Raw genomic sequence first — 18301 nt, forward strand, 5'->3', positions numbered from 1 at the left:
ACATGACCCACATTACGTCCCACTGGCGCAGCCGTTTGCTCGCCAGCGCTGTGCTTGTTCTGGGTGGCCTGCTGGCCGCCTGTGAACCCACCGCGGCGCAGGCCCCCCAAGCACCCATGCAAGCCAACACAACAACGGTGGAAAACCCGGGGGTAGCGATCTTTGCCGGCGGCTGCTTCTGGTGCACCGAATCGGACTTCGACAAAGTACCTGGCGTGATTGAAACCACCTCCGGCTATATCGGCGGGCATGTCGACAACCCCACTTATGAGCAGGTTTCAGCCGGCAATAGCGGGCATATTGAAGCCGTGCGCGTGCGCTTTGACCCAAGTAAAACCAGCTATGCGCAACTGCTGGAGGCCTTCTGGCCGACCATCGACCCGATCACCGCCAACGCACAGTTCTGCGACCGCGGCTCGCAGTACCGCAGCGCAATCTTCTACAGCACGGCCGAAGAACAGCAGTTGGCTGAAGCCTCCAAAGCCGCCCTGGATAAATCCGGGCGCTTACCGGCGCCGGTGGTCACAGAAATCCTCCCCGCAGGAACCTTCTACCCCGCCGAGGATTATCACCAGGACTACTACCAGCGTAATCCGCTGCGCTATACCTACTACCGCAACGGTTGCGGCCGCGACCAACGCCTGGAGCAACTCTGGGGCAAGAAGCCGTAAGCCATGCGCATCAGTTGGCCCTCGCGCCAACTGATGACGTTGTATTCAGCCGCTGATACCTAGAGGCGGCAATCGCCGCATCCGCTATGGTTGAGTTCACACGTTGCCCAGTGAGCACAACCATGGCCCAGTTAAAACCTTTGTTCAAACTCACCTCACTGATCGCCCTGGGCGGTTGGCTGATGCTGGTCTGCCTGCCAGCCTGGCCCTATACCGATGAACTGGTACTGGGGCTCAGCGTGGTCGTGCTGGCCCTCCTCTACAGCTGGCTGCTGTTTTTCGCCATGCGCCAGCGCCCCGAACCTGGCAGTGGCAAACCAGGCTTCTTCAGCCTGGCTGGCGTGCTCTCATTGCTGCGCCAACCCACAGCTGCATTGGCGGCGTGGGTGCATATTCTGGCGTTCGATCTGATGGTGGGCCTGTATATCCGCCACGAAGGGCCATCGCGGGCATCAGCCACTGGGCTCTGCTGCCCTGCTATGTGCTGACGCTGATGTTTGGGCCGCTGGGTTTGCTGGCCTTTTTAGCGCTGCGCTGGAGCTTGGCTCTAGCGGCCTGAGTTAGCGGCTGCGTTCTTCCGAGTGCGTGCTCTGGCCCGGGTACTGCTGTATGCGGTAACCATTGGGGTACTCAATCGTTTGCTTGATCGTGCCACGGTTTTCTAGCGATTGACTGCCGTAGCGCTGCTCATGGCGCTGCAGCCCTTCGGGTAACCGCTGCCCACCATAAAGGTTGTGATTTTCTATGGTTTGAGAGCTGCCAATGCTGCCGCTGGCACCAGGGCTGATATAGGTTTTCGGAATGACCCGCAGTGTCTGCGGCGCTTGCGGCTCGGCATACAGCGAAGTCACCATCAGCAAAGCCACCAAACTGAGCACATATCTGCGCATCGTCATTACTACCTCTGCGCCATGGGCGCGAAACGAACCTGAAGGTTTGGTAACACCAGCCCGCCTGCGGTTCCGACCATTGATCCAGACAGAGCATCCGCCCGCGGCTTAATTGCTCAAATAATGAGCAATAATCCTCGGTTTGCTGGAAAGCACAAGCCCCCCAGCGTCCAACGCAGGATCAGCACTTCGCACACCCCACAGCGCTATTTCGCGATACCCGTCCCGCTTAATCCGGCAGGCATTTATTACTATCAACGGCTATGCATTCGCGTGAGCATCGCCAACCAGATGACTATCCGTATCGCTCTACTCCTTCTCGCCTGCCTGCCGGGCCTGGCGCTTGCTGAGCAGTTGATCTGCCGGGTGATGACCATTAGCGAAGGCGACACCTTTAGCTGTCTGAGCACTGATAACAAAAGGCTGCGAGTGCGCCTTGCGGAAATTGACGCACCGGAAAGAAAGCAGCCCTATGGCGCTGAAGCCAAGCAGGCGCTGTCTGATCTGGTGTTGGAAAAACAGCTTCTCCTGCATGTGCAAGAAGTGGATCGCTACGGCAGAACGCTGGCGCGCGCTTTCGTCGGCGGCGTAGACGTGAATTATACCTTGGTCGAACAAGGCGCAGCCTGGGCCTATACCCGGCAGCTGAAGGACCACAGGCTGAAAGATGCCGAAACCTTGGCCAGAAAAATGGGCAAAGGCCTTTGGCGGCTTCCAGCTGAGTCCATAGTCGCCCCTTGGGATTGGCGTTACGCCGGTAGGATTTCAGTACCACCAAAAACCAAGCACAGCCGACCGGCGTCGTTTTCGCAGTTTGGCAGCGACTAAGGCCCAGGCAACCGGCCCGCCACAACAACCATCACCTCGCCCCCACCCACCAATTTGGCCCTGCGCCCCATGGCATCTACAGCCTGAGTTGCGCTTCAGCGCTACCGCTCACCTGCGCCTTAATCTATAGGTAATACTTATACAAAGCATTGCACATCAGTCTTGGACGCTATGTATCTGTCGGCCGATCATTGCTTCACACCAAGCAACCCCGATAGGAGCTACACCATGCAACAGTCGCACGCTTACAACGACCCAAGCCTTGCCCTGACCACCGAAGTGCTGGATGCCAAGGCGCGCAAAAACCTCTCCTGGCAGGACCTGGCTGACGGCACCGGGCTTGGGTTGGCTTATGTAACCGCCGCCCTGCTCGGCCAACATCCGCTGCCGGAAAGCGCGGCTAAAGTGATTGGCGACAAGCTTGAACTGGATGCCGACACAGTCGCCAGCCTGCAAATCATCCCCTGCGCGGCAGCCTCTCGGGTATTCCAACCGACCCGACCATCTACCGCTTTTACGAAATGATCCAGATCTACGGCACCACGCTGAAAGCCCTGGTGCATGAGCAGTTTGGCGACGGCATCATCAGCGCGATCAACTTCAAGCTGGACATGAAGAAGGTCGAGGACCCCGAAGGCGGTTCCCGCGCAGTGATCACGCTAGATGGCAAATTCCTGCCTCTGCGCCCGTTCTAACCTCGCCGCGTCCCTGAATCGGCCCGCCCCCTGCGGGCCCGATCCCAAAATTGACTTGATTCCCACTGCCACCCATTTATGCGGAGGATGGCTCATGAACAAAATCCTACTTTTAGGCCTGTCGCTGGCCGCCTCACTGTCGGCTTACGCCGAAGAACCAGTCACGCCAGCGCCAGCCGTTGCCTACACATACGGCATGCACTTAGACATCGCCAAGGTGATACGCATGACTTCGGCTGCCGACACCTGCGGGCCGGCGCCAGCCGAAATGACCTACCGCGACTCACAGGGTGACGTCCATGTTCTGCAATACCGCCTGTATGGCACCGGCTGCAGCGACTCATAGCCCAACAATCCAGCAGTTTTTTACAGGAACATCCTATGCAAGCGCTTATTGACGGATTTCTGAAGTTTCAGAGCGAAGCGTTCCCACAGCGCTCCGACCTGTTCAAACACCTGGCAACCACGCAGCATCCAGGCACCTTGTTTATCACCTGCTCCGATAGCCGCGTGGTGCCGGAACTGCTGACGCAACAAGAACCTGGCGAACTGTTCGTGATTCGTAACGCTGGCAATATCGTGCCGTCCTACAGCCCGCATCCCGGTGGTGTGTCGGCGACAGTCGAATACGCCGTCGCGGTGTTAGGGGTGACCGATATCGTTATTTGCGGCCACTCTGATTGCGGCGCTATGACTGCGGTCGCCACGTGCAAATGCATGGACCACCTGCCCGCTGTAAGCGGCTGGTTGCAGCATGCCGAGTCGGCGAAGGTCATCAACGAGTCGCGTGTGCATGCCAATGACGCGGCCAAAGTCAGCTCAATGGTGCGGGAAAATGTCATCGCCCAACTGGCGAACATCCAAACCCACCCGAGCGTGCGCCTGGCCCAAGAAAAAGGTGTGTTGAACCTGCATGGCTGGGTCTACGACATTGAAAGCGGCTCAATCGACGCACTGGACAACGACAACCGCTCCTTCAAGGCATTGGCCGACTACCCGGCGACCTGCGCCGTGCATGCTCGCTCAGCCGTTGCTGCCTGAGACTTGTTGCCTGTTAAAAGCTTTTTACGCCAGTGACCAACTGCAGCGGCTGTCGCACGGCCGCTTACCTGTTTCGCGAACGGCTTGGCACGCTATTCCCGCTCAGGCGTGACGGGCACTCTCTGCGCCTGCACGGCCCCCAGCATTAGGTTGGTAAAGGCGTCTGATGCAGCGCTGTGGTAGTTGTTTTTACGCCGCAGCAGCGCGGCCCCGCGCTGGGGGGCCTCGGCCACTAACGCAAGCTTGCGCAACGCGCGGTCCTGCGTAGCAATGGCTTCCGGCAAAATCGTGGCAACGGCGGTGTGCCGAATAACCTCAAGCAGGGTATTCACCGAGTTGACCTCAATGACTACCTTGGGCGTGATCCGCTCAGTCGCGAAGAACTCATCAATACAGGTGCGGGTCACAAAATCGGGGGTCAGCAAGGCAAACTCCAGCTGCGCCAGTTGATCGGCAGTCAGCGTGGCCCGGGCATCATAGAGCGGGTGATCACGCCCAACCATCAGCCCCAAGGTTTCTATAAAGGCCGGGATCGACTCGATGTCAGCGCTCCTGACTTGATCAAATGCAATCGCGATATCCAGCGAATCATTGGCCAACCCCGTTTCGATGTCGTCCATCGACAACTCGAATATCTGCAAATGGATATTCGGATACAGCGCGATGTAATCGCGGATCAGCGGCCCGACCAGGTAGGCCATGAAGGTCGGGGTCATGGCCAGCCTGAGCGAGCCACGGGACAAATCTTTAACGTCATGCAGCGCCCGCTTCCCCGCTGCCAACTCCACCAGCACCCGGCGGGCGGATTCGATATAGGCCAGCCCCGCATCAGTGGGTTTGACCGTGCGCGAAGTTCGGTCGAACAGGCTGACGCCGAGCGTCTCTTCCAGTTGGCGAATTTGTTGCGACAAAGTCGGCTGGGAAACGTGTAACACCTCTGCCGCGCGCGTGAAGCCACCGTGGTCAGCAACCGCCAACAAATACCGCAGATGCCGTAAGAGCATTGCATCACCACCTATAGGCAAAAAACATGCATCGCATTGTATGCCAGCCCATAAGCCTATGGCTAAGCCAGCAGTCCGGCGCCACAGGCTGACGAGCCCAGCACCGAACAGGCGGAGAATCAGTTAAAACGTGCGCAATAAAAAAGCCAGCATCGCTGCTGGCCTTGATTTTACTGGCGCGGGGATAGAGGCCGAACCTGCGAGCTTCGCGTTACATGCACATTACCCTCACAACGGGGTTATGCGGCAGGCTCGACTGAATGGCGGCGCAACGGGTATTCACTCGCCGGACAGTTCAATACGGTCTTCGTGGATCACGATGCGACCCTGCTTGTACAAGCCACCGATGGCTTTCTTGAAGTTGCCTTTGCTGACCCGAAACAGCCCAGCAATTTCTTCAGGCGAGCTTTTGTCATTCACCTTCAGCACACCTTCATGTTCGCGCAGCTTGCTCAATATTTGTTCGCCCAGGCTGCTGGCCGCTTCCTGACCCACCGGCTGCAAGCTCAGGCTGATTTTGCCGTCGGCACGCACTTCCTTGATAAAGCCCTTTTCCTGCATGCCGCTGCGCATAAATTTGAACAGCTCATTCTTGTGGATCAGGCCCCAGTGCTTGCTATTGATGATCGCCTTGAAGCCCATATCCGTGGGTTCGACCACCAGCAAGTCAACTTCTTCACCGGCCGTGTAATTCGCCGGCACGTTATCCAGATAACGATCCAGGCGTGCCGTGGCGGTGATGCGCTTGCTGCGCTTGTCGAGGAATACGTGCACCACGCAGTAATCGCCGACCTGCAGCGGCCGCTTTTCTTCGGAGTGCGGCAGCAATAAATCTTTTGGCAAACCCCAATTAAGGAATAAGCCCACTCGATTTATATCCACAACTTTTAAACTGGCAAATCCACCCACCTGCACTTTTGGCTTTTCAGTGGTGGCAATCAATTTGTCTTCACTGTCCAAGTAGATAAAGACGTTCAACCAGTCTTCTACTTCACTTGGGGTGTCGCTCGGAATATAGCGCTTGGGCAATAGAATTTCGCCATCCGCGCCGCCATCCAGATACAGGCCGAAGTCGGTGTGCTTCACGACCTGCAAACTATTCATCCGTCCAATTACCGCCATGATGCTCTACCCTCATTACCAGGCCGGCATTCTAGCCGAGTCGCCCCTGAATTTCTCGACCTACTGGAGATCGCCGCACGTTCGCCTAGCTGCCTTGCGAGGCAATCCGACCAGTGGGCCAGGCGCCAACAAGGCCCTATGTGAACGCCCGGTATTAATTACCGATGCTCATTAAAACAATCACTTATTGGCATATTCAAAAACGATGCAGACTATTAATGTCGTTTTAATGTCGTTATAGCGCAACACACCCGCGCATTTGAGATTTATTTACCAAGCAATTGTCAAGCATTTCGAGTACAATGTGCGGCCAAATTAATTTTTAAATAGGTTAATGGCCGTCATGCGCGTAAAAGCATCTAACAGCAAACCCAAGCCGGCGCCAGCCGTGGAAACCAGCGCCTCGATCGATACACAGATCGAAGCGTTCCTGAAGTCCGGCGGGGAAATCCAGCAAATTGCCAAAGGCGTCAGCGGCCAGGTGTACGGCACCAGCAAGCAGATCACCATCGGCAAAAAGTAACACTCTCTGGCCATGCAGCGCTTTGCTCGCAATGACAAGGCGCTGGCCAGTGCATAAATCATCACTTCCCCCTCCCCCAAACACACGGCTGTTTTACCTATTTGCGCGCCGCGCTCTGGCGCTTAGCACAGCCTTGTTTCAGAATCATGTCAGCCCGCATGTTGCGGCTGATTCGGCATTGCCGTTGCTGAACGATGGCAATCGCCCCAGGAGTACCCGTGCGCGTTACCTGCAATTGGCTGCGACACCCTTCCAGCACCCTGTTTACCCTCGGTTTATTACTGCTTGCCCTGCCATTAGTCAGCCGCTACGCGCTGGGTTGGTCACACGCGTATGGCTACCTGTCTGATTTAGCCATTGGCAGCGTATTGCTGATCGCCCTGCACCAACGCGCCTGGCTGCTGAGCGTCCCCCTGCTGGTGATCTGGTGCATTTTCACCCTGGGCAACGCCGAGTTGGTCAGCGCAGTGGGGCGCATGCCAGGACCTGCCGATTTGCACTACCTGGCCGACCCACAGTTCGTCAGCCATTCAACCCAGGGCGCCGGTTTGAGCCAGCCGCAACTGGCCATAGCCATGGCTGTGCTGGTGGCACTTTATCTAGGCCTGCGCCGCTTGCAGACGCCACGCCGCAGCGCACCGCTTGCGCGCGCCTGGCTGCTGTTGCCGCTGTCACTGTTTGCCGTGCACGGCGCCTGCCAGCAATTCAAACCCAGCGAGGCGGATCAATGGCTGCAGTTCAACCTGCCGCACAAGCTGCTGGCGGAAAGCGGCAGTAACGGCCAGCAATATTTGGCCGACTGGCTGGCGGCGGATGAGCCGAGCAGCCCACCCGACATCAGCGGCCTTAACCAACTCGACCTGAATGGCACGCCCCTGCTCAAACAGGCCGGCAGCGCCCGTAATGTGCTGATCATCACCCTGGAAGGCGTGACCGGCGCCTATATACAGGCCAGTCGCCAGGCCATCGGCAGCCACTATGCACAAGACCCGATGCCGCGCCTGAGCCAATGGGCCGAGCGCGGCATGCTCACCACCGATTATGTGCTGCACGGCCACCAGACCATCCGCGGCCTTTACGCCATGCTCTGTGGCGATTACAACAAACTCGACACCGGCACCCCGAAAGGCGTCGAACTGCTCAACAACCCCGAACGCAGCGAGCAGTGCCTCCCCGCGCAGCTGCGCGAGCGCGGCCTCAGCACGCATTTCCTGCAGGGCGCCGGGCTGCGTTTTATGGCCAAAGACCAGATCATGCCGCAGATGGGCTTCGACCAGACCCACGGCCGCGACTGGTTCAAGAACAAGCCCTATATCGACTTCCCGTGGGGCATGGACGACAAGGCTTACTTCGAAGGCGCCCTGGGTTACGTGCAGCAGTTGCGTAAAAAGCAGCAACCCTGGATGTTGACCCTGCTGACCGTGGGCACCCACCAACCCTACTCTGCCCCGCAGGCCTATCTGGACCGCCAGCCCAATAGCAAATTAGCGGCGATTGCCTACCTGGACGACGCCGTCGCTGACTTCCTCACGGCACTGGAAAAACAAGGTGTGCTGAAAGACACCCTGGTGATCATCACCTCGGATGAGTCCCATGGTTTGGGCGACGTGCGCTTGGCCTCAGCCTGGGGCTTTAACCTGTTGTTGGCCCCCGAACACACTCAGCTGCCCGCACTCAAGCAAGGCGTATACGGCCATGTCGACCTGACTGCCTCGGTGCTCGACTACTTCGCCTTTCCCGTGCCGAGCAACATTGCTGGGCGCTCGCTGTTGCGTGACTACCGCACTGGCCGCGAAATCATCTCTTACACCAACGGTTTGCTGCGCCAGCATGACGGCCAGGGCACATTGACCGAATGCGACTTCCAGAGCGTTTGCCGGCGCTACGCAAGCCCTGGCTTTATTGCCGACAGTGCACGCTACCTGGGTCGCTTCAGCGGTAAGCCGGCGCGTTTGATTAGCCAACGTGCAGGCTTGCTCGATCAATCACTGAGTAGCGGCCAGGCCGAACAGCGCTACCAGTTCGCCAACACTCAGCCGATCACGCTCACGCCCGACGCCAGCAATGACTGGACCGACAACTTGGTGGGCGCGCAGTACCTGACCCTGGGTAAAGACACACAGACCACGGTGACCCTTAAAATCCGCGCACTGAGCATGGCCACGCCGGGTGCCACACTGCACTTGAAAACTAAGGAGTACGACCGCGATGTAGCGTTGCCGATACCCGAGCTGCCGCTGCTGACCCGCGACAAGCCCATCGAGGTCAGCTTCACGTTTGACAACCCGGCAGCGCGCAAGGCGTTTTCTTTCCACCTGACCGGCCAAGGCCAGGGCGCCATCGAAATCGTCGATTTCAGCGTCAGCAGCACACCGTTTGAGCCCGAGACGAAACTACTGGCCGCCCAGGAAGTGTTGGACGAGATCGTTCCCACGCCCTAAGCGACTCGAGCACTGACGGCGCATCAGCTGCCGTCAGTACATCGCGTAGCGGCGCTCAATTTCCGCATATTCGCCGCTTTGTTTAAGCAGCGCCAAGCCCTGATTAAAGCGCTCGCAATGGGCCTGCTGCTGGCAACCCAGCTTGTAATCGGTGGGCGCAAAAATCGGATAAATACTCAGCGCCTGGGTCACATCAACCTGGCCTCTCACCTCATGGTTGAAATAGCGCAGGATGCGCATATCCGTCACCACCACATCAACCCGCCCGCTGAAGAGCATACGATTGCGGGCAATCTGAAACGCTTCTTCACGGTAAAGCGGATTGGCTTCAGCCATGGCCTGGTACTCACTGCCGAGCAGAAAGCGCGCCCGCTGAAAGGCGTTCACCGAGTACCCGACAAGGTCACTGATGCGCTGAATATTCAGCTTTCTCGAACGCAAAGCCACGGCGACATTCTGATAGCGGATATAAGCCTCGGAATAAAAAATAGCGCCGCCGCTGAGCTCGTTGGTGGTGGCCATGACGTCAATCTGGCCCTTGCTCAGCATCCGGTTCAGGCGCTCCATCGGCGCGTAGTGCGCCTCAGGCTCCAAGCCGCCGCGTTGCACGGCAGCCATGACAATGTCGTATTCCAGGCCGCGGGGTTGGTTCTCGAAGATATAGGGCGGTTTATGCGTCCCAAACCCTATACGCAGGCTTTGCGCCGAAGCCGGCAGGTTGTATGCCAGCAAACAAAATAACCACATCCACTTCATGGCGATACCCAACCTAAACCAGCCCCCAGCATAGCTGGCTATGTCCTGGCGCTGCACCTTTCTATCACTGAAATCGATTAATCCGGATTAGTCGCCAGGAGCCCTTACAGGGCTAGACTCTTGCCACCCACGTCAGCCCATCCACACTGGAGAGCCTTTATGCTAAAAGCCGAATATCAACAACGCGGCCCGCAACCTCACGAGGTGATCGCCGCCGTTGAGCTGCAACTGCCAGAGCCCGGCGCAGGCCAGGTGCGGATCAAAGTACTGGCCGCCCCAATCAACCCTTCCGACGTCCTCACCCTTACTGGCGAATACGGCATGTTGCCGCCGCTACCGGCAATCGGTGGCAATGAGGGTGTCGGGCGGGTCGAGACGCTGGGCGCTGAGGTCAGCAACCTGAAAGTCGGCCAGATGGTCCTGCTCCCAGTGGGATGCGGCACGTGGGTCAGCCATTTGAATGCCCCCGCCAACAAACTCATTCCCTTACCGGAGGCCGACCCACAGCAACTGGCGATGCTCACGGTCAATCCGCCCACCGCCTCTTTGCTACTCAGCCAGTTCGTCGATCTCAAGCCCGGCGATTGGGTGATCCAGAACGCTGCCAACTCGGGCGTCGGCAGTTACCTGATTCAACTGGCCAAGTTGCGCGGGTTCAAGACCGTCAACGTGGTGCGCCGCGAATCCGCAGTCGCAGGCGTTGAAGCCGAAGGCGGTGACGTGGTGCTGGTCGATGGGCCGGACCTGGCCAAGCGCGTACGCGCGGCCACCGACGGCGCAGCCATCGGTCTGGGTATCGATGCGGTAGGCGGTGAGGCCACTGACCATTTAGCGGCCAGCCTGTGTGACGGCGGCGTACTGGTTAACTACGGCATGATGAGCCGCCAGCCGTGCCAGGTGTCGCCGTCGTCCTTTGTATTCCGGGATGTCAGCCTGCGCGGCTTCTGGCTGGCTAAATGGTTCCAGAATGCCAGCCAGGCCGAGCAGATGAAGGTGTTTGGCGAACTGGTGCAGCTGATTGCCAGCGGCAAACTGCACACCCGCGTTGCCGCGACCTATGACGTCAGTGAGATCAAACAAGCCGTGGCAGCGGCTGCCAGCGGTGAGCGCGAGGGCAAGGTGCTGATCGTACCGAAGTAAGCCTCAGCCAAACGACGGCGGGCAATCCGCCGTCGCTTAGCCTATGGCCGCCCCATTGATCAGCCACAGCACCAGCCCAGCAAGGGCCAGGTGCAGCGCGACGATCAGCCAGAACACCAGCTGATAACTCGTCTTGGGGTTCTTGTGACGAATCAGGCGCTGCGCCAACAACCCGCCAGGCCAGCCACCCAGCACTTCATACAGGTGCAGACGCGCCTCGGGCGTGCGCTGCTGGCCCTTGATAGCGAACTGTTTGTCGCGGTAGTAGGCAAAAAAGCAGATCAGGCTCATCAGCCCGTAGACCGCCGCCAGCAGCGGCAACAGATCGCCCCCCAGCAACAGCGGCTGCAGCCGCTCATGCCAGAGCGGTGCAACCGCCTGCAGCCAAGGTGGATAGCTGGCGTAGTCGCTGACGCTCAGGGCCAGGTTGCTCTGCGCAATGCTGCAGGGCTGGTCGGTGTAAAGCACCACACCATCAGCCTGCAAACATTTGTGCACCGCACCCTGCGCCTGCGCGGTAATAAACAGCGCAGCAAGCCAACACAGCCAGCGCGCCACGGCGTTACTCAGCCGTTGGCGTACGGCGCTTCAGCGGCGCCAAACCGTCCTGGCTAACCAGCACGGGCGCATCGGCCTTGGGTTTATTGATGGTGTTGCGCTTGCTCGGCGCCTTGGCGGCAGGCTTTTTCGCAACAATCTTCTTGCCGGTTTTCGGGTCGATCTTTTTCTTCTTCGGGCCAACAGCCTTGCCAGATGCCTTGAGGTTTTTCGGCCCCTGGTAGATGCCCTTGATGTCTTTGATGTTACGGCGTTCGAAGCGCTGCTTGAGGTAGCGCTCGATGCTCGACATCAGCGCCCAGTCGTTGTGGCAGATCAGCGAGATCGCCAGACCTTCAGCGCCCGCGCGGCCGGTACGACCGATGCGGTGCACGTACTCGTCGCCGGAGCGCGGCATATCGAAGTTGATCACCAGGTCCAGGCCGTCAACATCCAGGCCGCGCGCCGCCACATCGGTGGCCACCAGAATCTTCACCGCGCCTTGCTTGAGACGGTCGATGGCCAGCTTGCGATCCTTCTGGTCTTTCTCGCCGTGAAGCACAAATGCCTTGTAATCCTTGGCCACCAGCTTGCCGTACAAACGGTCAGCCTGAACCCGGGTATTGGTGAAGATGATCGCCTTCTCGTAGGTCTCGTTGGCCAGCAACCAGTCGACCAAACGCTCTTTATGATGGTTGTGGTCGGCGGTGATGATCTGCTGACGGGTGCCTTCATTGAGCTGGTTAACCTTGTTGACCTGCAAATGCTCAGGCTCTTTCAGCACCTTGCCAACCACCTCACGCAACCCGGCACCGCCACTGGTGGCAGAGAACAGCAGGGTCTGGCGTTCGGCATTGCACAGCTCAGACAAGCGCTGCACGTCTTCGCTGAAGCCCATGTCGAGCATGCGATCAGCTTCGTCGAGCACCAGCACTTCAACTTCATCAAGCAGCAAGTTGCCGGCGTTGGCGTGTTCAATCAGACGACCCGGCGTACCGATCAGGATATCCACACGGCGCAACATCGCGGCCTGTACCTTGAAGTCTTCCCCCCCGGTAATCAGGCCGGCTTTGAGGAAGGTGAACTGCGCAAAGCGCTCAACTTCTTTGAGCGTCTGCTGGGCCAACTCGCGGGTCGGCAGCAGGATCATCGCGCGTACACTCATACGCGGCGAAGAGGCGCCATCGCCGAGCAGGCGATTAAGCATCGGCAAAACGAAGGCGGCGGTCTTGCCGCTGCCGGTTTGCGCGATTACCCGCAGGTCTTTTCCTTGTAGCGCCAGCGGAATGGCCGCCAGCTGCACCGGGGTGGGCTCGACAAAGTTCAGCGCAGCCACGGCTTTAAGCAGGCGTTCATGCAGGGCGAATTGGGAAAACACGGGGGTAACCTCGACGAAAAACAAAAAATCAGCCGCATAGCCTACCGCTTTCCGGCCTTGCGGCCGAGTGACTTTGCATATTCAGTGCAATAAAGCGACCGTTGCCCCTGAACCAAGCCTAAACCAGCTGTTCAAATTGACCATAAAACCCGCCTTCGTGGGCCTTGGAGTTCATCATGCGTAACCTGCGACAAGCCTTGTTAATCAGCGCAACCCTGGCATTCACACTCACTGCGCAAAGCGCTATGGCGGCGCCCAAACATGATCACCCTGGCAAACAGGGGGCGGCCAGAACAGCGACATCCGCGTTGACCTCAACGGCCCGTCGATTGATATCGGCCGGGTACGCATCGTGCTGGGCGAGAACCGCAACCTGATCGGCGCAACCCGCGCCTTACCGCCAGGCATCGCCAAGAACCTCGCACGGGGCAAACCACTGCCACCTGGCATTGCGAAAAACTTCGACAGCCGGCTACTTGGCCAACTGCCGCGCTATGACGGCTATGAGTGGAAGCAAACCGGCACTGACGTGGTGCTGGTAGCCATTGCTACGGGCATCATTTACGAAGTGCTGCGCAACGTGCTGGACTGAGCCACATTACTGCTCGGCAAACGATGCGCTGCGCCGTTGTTTGATCAACAGGCGCGCGCTATCCCAACCCACCAGCAACACCGCCAACCAGATCGGCAAATAAGTGAGCCATTGGGCCGCATCAAATTGCTCACCGAGAAACAGCAACGCCACCAGAAACAGCAGTACCGGTTCGACATAGCTGAGGATGCCGAATAGCCCCATCGGTAGCAGCCGACTGGCCGCCATCATCGCGGCAAACGCCAGCGCGCTGAGCAACCCCAGGCCAGGCAGCAGCCACCACAGCTGCGGGGCTTGGCTAAACAGCAGTGGTGGCCCCCACTGCACAACCATGTAGATCGCCACCGGGGCCATAAACAGCATTTCCAGCACGAACCCGGACAAGGCATCCAGGCGCATCCAGCGGCGCAGCATGAAATACGGCGGATAGCCCAGCACCGTAACCATCACCACCCAGGAAAACGCCTGGGTCAGCCACAGCTCATGGGCGACGCCAAGCAACGCGCAGAACACCGCCAAGCGCTGCAACGGCCGCAGCCGCTCGCCGTAGAACACCCGGCCGGCCAGCACCATGGCCAGCGGTAGGAGGAAGTACCCCAGCGACACCTCCAGCATGCGCCCGGACAGCGGCGCCCAGACAAACAGCGCCCACTGGATCCCCATCAGCAGTGCAGCCACAGGCAGGCTGGCCAACAGCAACGGTTCACGCCGCAGGCGAGCGAAGGCCGCCAGCAGCAGCGGCCATTGCCGCGACACGGTCACCAGCAGCAACACTGCCGGTAACGACCAGAGCACCCGCTGGGCAAACACTTGCAAGCCATCAAGCGGAGCCAACAGCTGCACATAGCCAGGCACCAAGGCAAACAACACCGAGGCGATAATCGACAGCGCCACACCGCGCCCAGACAGTTGCATCACATCACCCTACTCATTCAGATCCAAACGCTTGCCTAGCTGAAGTTAAGACCACAGCGGCCAAGCAGCACGGCCGCGACCTTACCCGCTCGCGCCTAAAAAAGCTCGGCAAGCCGGTTGCGCCTCATGCCATCACGGCTCGCGGGTGAAACGCGGGCCATAAAAAACCCCGCACAGCATTCGCCGCGCGGGGAGAGAGACGTCTAGGAGCACCAGACGCCAGGAGAGCTGAATGCAGCGGGAAGTGTCAGATGGCCTGAGCCAGTTGTGCCTTGGCCTGGCTCACGCCTTTTTCCAAAAAGTCGCCGCCCAGGTTGAGGCCTTCGGCGTTGATAAAAGTGACATCGTGGATACCGATAAAAGCCAGTGCCTGGCGCAAGTACGGCTCTTGATGATCCTGGGTGCTACCGGCGTAGATGCCGCCACGCGCGGTCAGGACAAAGGCGCGCTTGCCGCTCAGCAAGCCCTGCGGGCCGGTTTCCGTGTATTTGAAGGTAACCCCGGCGCGCAGCACGTGGTCGAGCCAAGCTTTCAGGGTGCTGGGAATGGCGAAGTTGTACATCGGCGCGGCCAGCACCAGCACATCAGCGGCCAGCACTTCGTCGGTCAGCTGATTGGACAGTGCCAGAGCGGCCTGTTCGGCTTCGCTTTGTTGCTCTACCGGGGTCATCCAGCCGCCCAGTAGGTTGGCATCCAGGTGCGGCACCTGATCCACAGCAAGGTCACGCACCTTGATCTGGTCTGCGGGGTGAGCGGCTTGCCAAGTGGCGATAAATTGCTCAGTCAGCTGACGCGAAACCGAGCCTTGTTGACGGGCGCTGCTTTCGATTACCTGAATAGTTGCCATGTAGTGTGCTCCACCGAAGGGTTATTGAACGTCGATGGGCAAAGAATATGGACATAGGAACCGATTAAAAAGCGCAAAAACCTGCACCAACCAATCTAATAATTTGATTTATAGCCGACCCACGCTTAGTCTCTGGGCTGACTATTGGCCTGCGCCGGCTATAAGCGCTGCCGGCTGCGTAAGGGCTTTAAGACAACTCGCAGGTCAGTTTGACGCGTAGTTTGATGATGCTGCGGGTGGACTTCACCGTTAGGTTGCTGCTTTCACCGGCGGACAGGTTGACCTTACGGGTACGCGGCGCCTCAGGACCGCTGCGAAATACCGCCGTGCACTTGGCGTCGCTACGGCCGTAGTTGTACAGCTGCAAGGCCCCCATGTTGTGATCGATTTCCTGGGTGCTGACCGATATTTCGGCACCGTTGAGCTGCTTCTCCACCTCGATCGGGTAGGCCATCACAGTCAGCGGCAAGCAGGCCAGCAGCGCGCAACAGAGCTTTTTCATCAGGGCAGTCCTCCGGCAAAAGACTGTCAGTTTAGGTTGATTGAGTCAGTATTTGCACCCTAGAACTTGAGCGCGTACAGGAACTGAATATGAAAGCCCCCCGCGTAACCCTCGACCAGTGGCGCACTTTGCAGGCCGTGGTTGACCATGGCGGTTTTGCCCAGGCGGCCGATGTATTACACCGCTCACAATCCTCAGTCAGCTACACCGTGGCGCGGATGCAAGAACAGCTCGGGGTGCCCCTGCTACGCATAGACGGGCGCAAGGCTGTACTCACCGAGGCCGGCGATGTGCTGCTGCGCCGCTCGCGGCAACTGGTTAAACAGGCCAGCCAGCTGGAAGACCTGGCCCACCATATGGAGCAGGGCTGGGAAGCGGAAGTGCGCCTGGTGGTTGATGCCGCCTACCCCAGTGCGCGCCTAGTGCGAGCGCTGACCGCTTTTATGCCGCAAAGCCGGGGTTGCCGCGTGCGCCTGCGCGAGGAAGTGCTGTCCGGCGTCGAAGAGGTGATCAAGGAAGGCACGGCCGACCTGGCCATCAGTGCACTGAGCATTCCCGGCTTCCTCGGGGCCGAGATGAGCACGGTGGAATTTGTCGCCGTCGCCCACCCTGACCACGCGCTGCATCGCCTACAGCGCAAGCTGACCTTCCAGGACCTGGAAACCCAAATGCAGGTGGTGATCCGCGACTCCGGGCGGCAGCAACCGCGCGATGTAGGCTGGCTTGGCGCCGAGCAGCGCTGGACAGTCGGCAGCCTGGCCACCGCTGCCACCTTTGTCAGCAACGGTCTGGGCTTTGCCTGGCTGCCGCGTCACCTGATCGAACGCGAGCTCAAGGACGGCCAACTCAAACCCCTGCCGCTGGACCAGGGCGGTAGCCGCAACCCACACTTCTATCTCTACTCAAATAAAGACAACACCCTGGGCCCGGCTTCGCAAATTCTTGTCGAGCTGATCCAGCGCTTCGATGCCATACCGTTGAGCGCCGCCTTTGCGGCGCCCCTGCCCTCTGCTTGAGAGGAACCTGTAGATGTCTTATTTCGATAACGACGGTTGCCAACTGCATTACGAGGAATACGGCCGCGGTGCACCGGTGCTGCTGGTCCACGGCCTCGGTTCGAGCACCCGCGATTGGGAATACCAGATCCCCGAACTGGCCCGTCACTACCGGGTCATCGCCCTCGATGTGCGTGGCCATGGCCGCTCGGACAAACCCCGCGAGCGCTACAGCATCCAAGGTTTTGCCGAGGATGTGGCTGCGCTAATCGAGCACCTGCAATTGCCGCAGGTGCATCTGGTGGGCATCTCCATGGGCGGCATGATCGGTTTTCAGCTCGGCGTGGATCACCCCGAATTACTCAAGAGCCTGTGCATCGTCAACAGCGGCCCGGAAGTGAAGGCGAAACGCCCACGCGACTACATCGAGATCGCCAAGCGCTGGAGCCTGTCGCGCCTGCTCAGCCTCGACACCATCGCCAAAGCCCTGGGCAAACTGCTGTTCCCCAAACCCGAGCAAGCCGAGCTGCGGCAGAAAATCCTCCAGCGCTGGCCGCAGAACGACAAGCGCGCCTACCTGGCCAGCCTCGATGCGATCATCGGCTGGGGCGTGCGGGAACGCCTGAGCCGGATCAGCTGTCCGACCCTGGTGATTACGGCTGACCGCGATTACACACCGGTGGCGCAGAAGCAGGCTTACGTCGACGAGCTGCCCAATGCGCGCCTGCTGGTGATCGAAGATTCACGTCACGCCACACCGCTGGACCAACCCGAACACTTCAACAGCAGTTTGTTAGCCTTCCTTGCTGAAGTCGAACAGGCTGCACCCACTGCCAATAAGGACTCAAACGCATGTTGAAAAAACTCACCCTCGCCGCCTGCTCTGTGTTGTTTGCCGGCAGCCTGCTGGCTGCGGAAAACCCCAAGGTGCTGTTAACCACCAGCCTCGGCGAGATCGAAATCGAACTGAACGCTGAGAAGGCGCCAGTCAGCACCGCCAACTTCCTCAGCTATGTCGACAGCGGTTACTACGCCGGCACCCAGTTCCACCGGGTAATCCCTGGCTTTATGGTGCAGGGCGGCGGCTTCGATGCCAGCATGCAGCAGAAAGACACCCAGGCACCGATCAAGAACGAAGCCGACAACGGCCTGCACAACGTGCGCGGCACCCTGGCCATGGCCCGTACTCAGGTACGTGACTCCGCCACCAGCCAGTTCTTTATCAACCACAAGGACAACGCCTTCCTCGATAACGGCTCGCGTGATTTCGGTTACGCGGTGTTCGGCAAAGTGACCCGTGGCATGGATGTGGTCGACAAGATCGCCCAGGTACCGACCGCCAACCGTGGCGGCCATCAGAATGTGCCGCGCGAGCCGGTGCTGATCACTGAAGCCAAGCGCCTCTAACAGCGCCGTCGGCTGGG

19 protein-coding genes and 4 pseudogenes are annotated in these 18301 nt (G+C 59.1%); 13 read left to right on the forward strand and 10 right to left on the reverse strand.

Features of this window, described 5'->3' with window-relative positions; all coding sequences use genetic code 11:
* Positions 1–2 precede the first annotated feature (2 nt).
* Positions 3–671, forward strand: coding sequence for a peptide-methionine (S)-S-oxide reductase MsrA (msrA, locus tag ACEPAJ_RS16025; protein ID WP_425916097.1), 669 nt, complete (start codon positions 3–5; stop codon positions 669–671).
* A 122-nt stretch (positions 672–793) separates the two neighbouring features.
* A complete protein-coding gene (locus tag ACEPAJ_RS16030) occupies positions 794–1159 on the forward strand; it encodes an abscisic acid-deficient protein Aba4 family protein (protein WP_425916099.1) in 366 nt (121 codons plus the stop codon).
* Between the two features lie 72 nt (positions 1160–1231).
* On the opposite strand, the gene ACEPAJ_RS16035 is transcribed toward ACEPAJ_RS16030, so the two are convergent.
* Positions 1232–1567, reverse strand: coding sequence for a hypothetical protein (locus tag ACEPAJ_RS16035; RefSeq protein WP_425916101.1), 336 nt, complete (start codon positions 1565–1567; stop codon positions 1232–1234).
* 267 nt (positions 1568–1834) lie between these two features.
* On the opposite strand from ACEPAJ_RS16035, the gene ACEPAJ_RS16040 reads away from it, so the two are divergent.
* From ACEPAJ_RS16040 to ACEPAJ_RS16055, 4 genes and pseudogenes are all read left to right on the forward strand, one after another.
* Entirely contained in the window at positions 1835–2389 is a 555-nt protein-coding gene (locus ACEPAJ_RS16040; RefSeq protein WP_425916103.1) for a thermonuclease family protein, read from the forward strand.
* 228 nt (positions 2390–2617) lie between these two features.
* Positions 2618–3084 (forward strand): annotated as a pseudogene (gene cynS, locus ACEPAJ_RS16045) (cyanase).
* Positions 3085–3178: 94 nt separating this feature from the next.
* The gene (locus tag ACEPAJ_RS16050; RefSeq protein WP_425916105.1) at positions 3179–3430 is read left to right on the forward strand and encodes a DUF2790 domain-containing protein; all 252 of its coding nucleotides are present in this window, start codon (positions 3179–3181) and stop codon (positions 3428–3430) included.
* Positions 3431–3465: 35 nt separating this feature from the next.
* Complete coding sequence (locus tag ACEPAJ_RS16055; protein WP_425916107.1) at positions 3466–4125, forward strand: carbonic anhydrase; 660 nt, start codon at positions 3466–3468, stop codon at positions 4123–4125.
* Between the two features lie 92 nt (positions 4126–4217).
* Here ACEPAJ_RS16055 and cynR read toward each other — a convergent pair whose 3' ends face one another.
* Entirely contained in the window at positions 4218–5129 is a 912-nt protein-coding gene (cynR, locus tag ACEPAJ_RS16060; protein ID WP_425916109.1) for a transcriptional regulator CynR, read from the reverse strand.
* A 279-nt stretch (positions 5130–5408) separates the two neighbouring features.
* A complete protein-coding gene (locus ACEPAJ_RS16065; RefSeq protein WP_425916111.1) occupies positions 5409–6251 on the reverse strand; it encodes a CvfB family protein in 843 nt (280 codons plus the stop codon).
* Positions 6252–6585: 334 nt separating this feature from the next.
* On the opposite strand from ACEPAJ_RS16065, the gene ACEPAJ_RS16070 reads away from it, so the two are divergent.
* Together ACEPAJ_RS16070 and ACEPAJ_RS16075 are read left to right on the forward strand one after the other, a co-directional pair.
* Positions 6586–6774 (forward strand): hypothetical protein, encoded by a 189-nt coding sequence (locus ACEPAJ_RS16070; RefSeq protein ID WP_274086866.1) that lies wholly within the window; start codon positions 6586–6588, stop codon positions 6772–6774.
* Between the two features lie 218 nt (positions 6775–6992).
* The gene (locus ACEPAJ_RS16075; protein WP_425916113.1) at positions 6993–9215 is read left to right on the forward strand and encodes an LTA synthase family protein; all 2223 of its coding nucleotides are present in this window, start codon (positions 6993–6995) and stop codon (positions 9213–9215) included.
* Between the two features lie 33 nt (positions 9216–9248).
* On the opposite strand, the gene ACEPAJ_RS16080 is transcribed toward ACEPAJ_RS16075, so the two are convergent.
* On the reverse strand, positions 9249–9971 hold the full coding sequence (locus ACEPAJ_RS16080; RefSeq protein ID WP_425916115.1) for a substrate-binding periplasmic protein: 723 nt from the start codon (positions 9969–9971) through the stop codon (positions 9249–9251).
* A gap of 159 nt (positions 9972–10130) precedes the next feature.
* Between ACEPAJ_RS16080 and ACEPAJ_RS16085 the strand changes: the two genes are divergently transcribed.
* Positions 10131–11111, forward strand: a complete 981-nt coding sequence (locus tag ACEPAJ_RS16085) for a zinc-dependent alcohol dehydrogenase family protein (protein ID WP_425916117.1) — start codon at positions 10131–10133, stop codon at positions 11109–11111.
* 90 nt (positions 11112–11201) lie between these two features.
* Here ACEPAJ_RS16085 and ACEPAJ_RS16090 read toward each other — a convergent pair.
* The 3 genes and pseudogenes from ACEPAJ_RS16090 to ACEPAJ_RS16100 form a co-directional block, all read right to left on the reverse strand.
* Positions 11202–11444: pseudogene (locus tag ACEPAJ_RS16090) on the reverse strand (DUF1294 domain-containing protein); the annotation flags it as partial.
* A gap of 120 nt (positions 11445–11564) precedes the next feature.
* A pseudogene (locus ACEPAJ_RS16095) lies at positions 11565–11669 on the reverse strand (hypothetical protein); the annotation flags it as partial.
* Positions 11670–11673: 4 nt separating this feature from the next.
* On the reverse strand, positions 11674–13026 hold the full coding sequence (locus tag ACEPAJ_RS16100) for a DEAD/DEAH box helicase (protein WP_425916119.1): 1353 nt from the start codon (positions 13024–13026) through the stop codon (positions 11674–11676).
* Positions 13027–13271: 245 nt separating this feature from the next.
* On the opposite strand from ACEPAJ_RS16100, the pseudogene ACEPAJ_RS16105 reads away from it, so the two are divergent.
* Positions 13272–13618, forward strand: a pseudogene (locus ACEPAJ_RS16105) (anti-virulence regulator CigR family protein).
* Between the two features lie 6 nt (positions 13619–13624).
* Here the strand turns inward: ACEPAJ_RS16105 and rarD are convergent.
* From rarD to ACEPAJ_RS16120, 3 genes are all read right to left on the reverse strand, one after another.
* Positions 13625–14533 (reverse strand): EamA family transporter RarD, encoded by a 909-nt coding sequence (gene rarD / locus ACEPAJ_RS16110; protein WP_274086872.1) that lies wholly within the window; start codon positions 14531–14533, stop codon positions 13625–13627.
* 247 nt (positions 14534–14780) lie between these two features.
* Positions 14781–15380: an FMN-dependent NADH-azoreductase gene (locus ACEPAJ_RS16115; RefSeq protein ID WP_274086873.1), complete on the reverse strand. Its 600-nt coding sequence runs from the start codon at positions 15378–15380 to the stop codon at positions 14781–14783.
* 187 nt (positions 15381–15567) lie between these two features.
* Complete coding sequence (locus ACEPAJ_RS16120) at positions 15568–15882, reverse strand: 3-phosphoglycerate kinase (protein ID WP_274086874.1); 315 nt, start codon at positions 15880–15882, stop codon at positions 15568–15570.
* Positions 15883–15971: 89 nt separating this feature from the next.
* On the opposite strand from ACEPAJ_RS16120, the gene ACEPAJ_RS16125 reads away from it, so the two are divergent.
* The 3 genes from ACEPAJ_RS16125 to ACEPAJ_RS16135 are packed head-to-tail and all read left to right on the forward strand — an operon-like array spanning position 15972 to position 18284.
* Positions 15972–16898, forward strand: a complete 927-nt coding sequence (locus tag ACEPAJ_RS16125) for a LysR family transcriptional regulator (protein WP_425916122.1) — start codon at positions 15972–15974, stop codon at positions 16896–16898.
* A 13-nt stretch (positions 16899–16911) separates the two neighbouring features.
* Positions 16912–17736, forward strand: a complete 825-nt coding sequence (locus ACEPAJ_RS16130) for an alpha/beta fold hydrolase (RefSeq protein WP_425916124.1) — start codon at positions 16912–16914, stop codon at positions 17734–17736.
* Positions 17730–18284, forward strand: coding sequence for a peptidylprolyl isomerase (locus ACEPAJ_RS16135; RefSeq protein WP_425916126.1), 555 nt, complete (start codon positions 17730–17732; stop codon positions 18282–18284). Before ACEPAJ_RS16130 ends, ACEPAJ_RS16135 begins: the two co-directional genes overlap by 7 nt.
* The last annotated feature ends 17 nt before the right edge of the window (positions 18285–18301 follow it).

The sequence above is a fragment of the Pseudomonas sp. GWSMS-1 genome (genome assembly GCF_049847425.1).
GTDB lineage: Bacteria > Pseudomonadota > Gammaproteobacteria > Pseudomonadales > Pseudomonadaceae > Aquipseudomonas.

What these genes read in the sequence shown, in the direction of transcription:
- msrA (WP_425916097.1), top strand. Translation starts at nt 3, where the DNA reads ATGACCCACATTACGTCCCACTGGCGCAGCCGTTTGCTCGCCAGCGCT.
- ACEPAJ_RS16030 (WP_425916099.1), top strand. Translation starts at nt 794, where the DNA reads ATGGCCCAGTTAAAACCTTTGTTCAAACTCACCTCACTGATCGCCCTG.
- ACEPAJ_RS16035 (WP_425916101.1), bottom strand. Translation starts at nt 1,567, where the DNA reads ATGACGATGCGCAGATATGTGCTCAGTTTGGTGGCTTTGCTGATGGTG.
- ACEPAJ_RS16050 (WP_425916105.1), top strand. Translation starts at nt 3,179, where the DNA reads ATGAACAAAATCCTACTTTTAGGCCTGTCGCTGGCCGCCTCACTGTCG.
- ACEPAJ_RS16055 (WP_425916107.1), top strand. Translation starts at nt 3,466, where the DNA reads ATGCAAGCGCTTATTGACGGATTTCTGAAGTTTCAGAGCGAAGCGTTC.
- cynR (WP_425916109.1), bottom strand. Translation starts at nt 5,129, where the DNA reads ATGCTCTTACGGCATCTGCGGTATTTGTTGGCGGTTGCTGACCACGGT.
- ACEPAJ_RS16065 (WP_425916111.1), bottom strand. Translation starts at nt 6,251, where the DNA reads ATGGCGGTAATTGGACGGATGAATAGTTTGCAGGTCGTGAAGCACACC.
- ACEPAJ_RS16070 (WP_274086866.1), top strand. Translation starts at nt 6,586, where the DNA reads ATGGCCGTCATGCGCGTAAAAGCATCTAACAGCAAACCCAAGCCGGCG.
- ACEPAJ_RS16080 (WP_425916115.1), bottom strand. Translation starts at nt 9,971, where the DNA reads ATGAAGTGGATGTGGTTATTTTGTTTGCTGGCATACAACCTGCCGGCT.
- ACEPAJ_RS16085 (WP_425916117.1), top strand. Translation starts at nt 10,131, where the DNA reads ATGCTAAAAGCCGAATATCAACAACGCGGCCCGCAACCTCACGAGGTG.
- rarD (WP_274086872.1), bottom strand. Translation starts at nt 14,533, where the DNA reads ATGCAACTGTCTGGGCGCGGTGTGGCGCTGTCGATTATCGCCTCGGTG.
- ACEPAJ_RS16115 (WP_274086873.1), bottom strand. Translation starts at nt 15,380, where the DNA reads ATGGCAACTATTCAGGTAATCGAAAGCAGCGCCCGTCAACAAGGCTCG.
- ACEPAJ_RS16120 (WP_274086874.1), bottom strand. Translation starts at nt 15,882, where the DNA reads ATGAAAAAGCTCTGTTGCGCGCTGCTGGCCTGCTTGCCGCTGACTGTG.
- ACEPAJ_RS16125 (WP_425916122.1), top strand. Translation starts at nt 15,972, where the DNA reads ATGAAAGCCCCCCGCGTAACCCTCGACCAGTGGCGCACTTTGCAGGCC.
- ACEPAJ_RS16130 (WP_425916124.1), top strand. Translation starts at nt 16,912, where the DNA reads ATGTCTTATTTCGATAACGACGGTTGCCAACTGCATTACGAGGAATAC.
- ACEPAJ_RS16135 (WP_425916126.1), top strand. Translation starts at nt 17,730, where the DNA reads ATGTTGAAAAAACTCACCCTCGCCGCCTGCTCTGTGTTGTTTGCCGGC.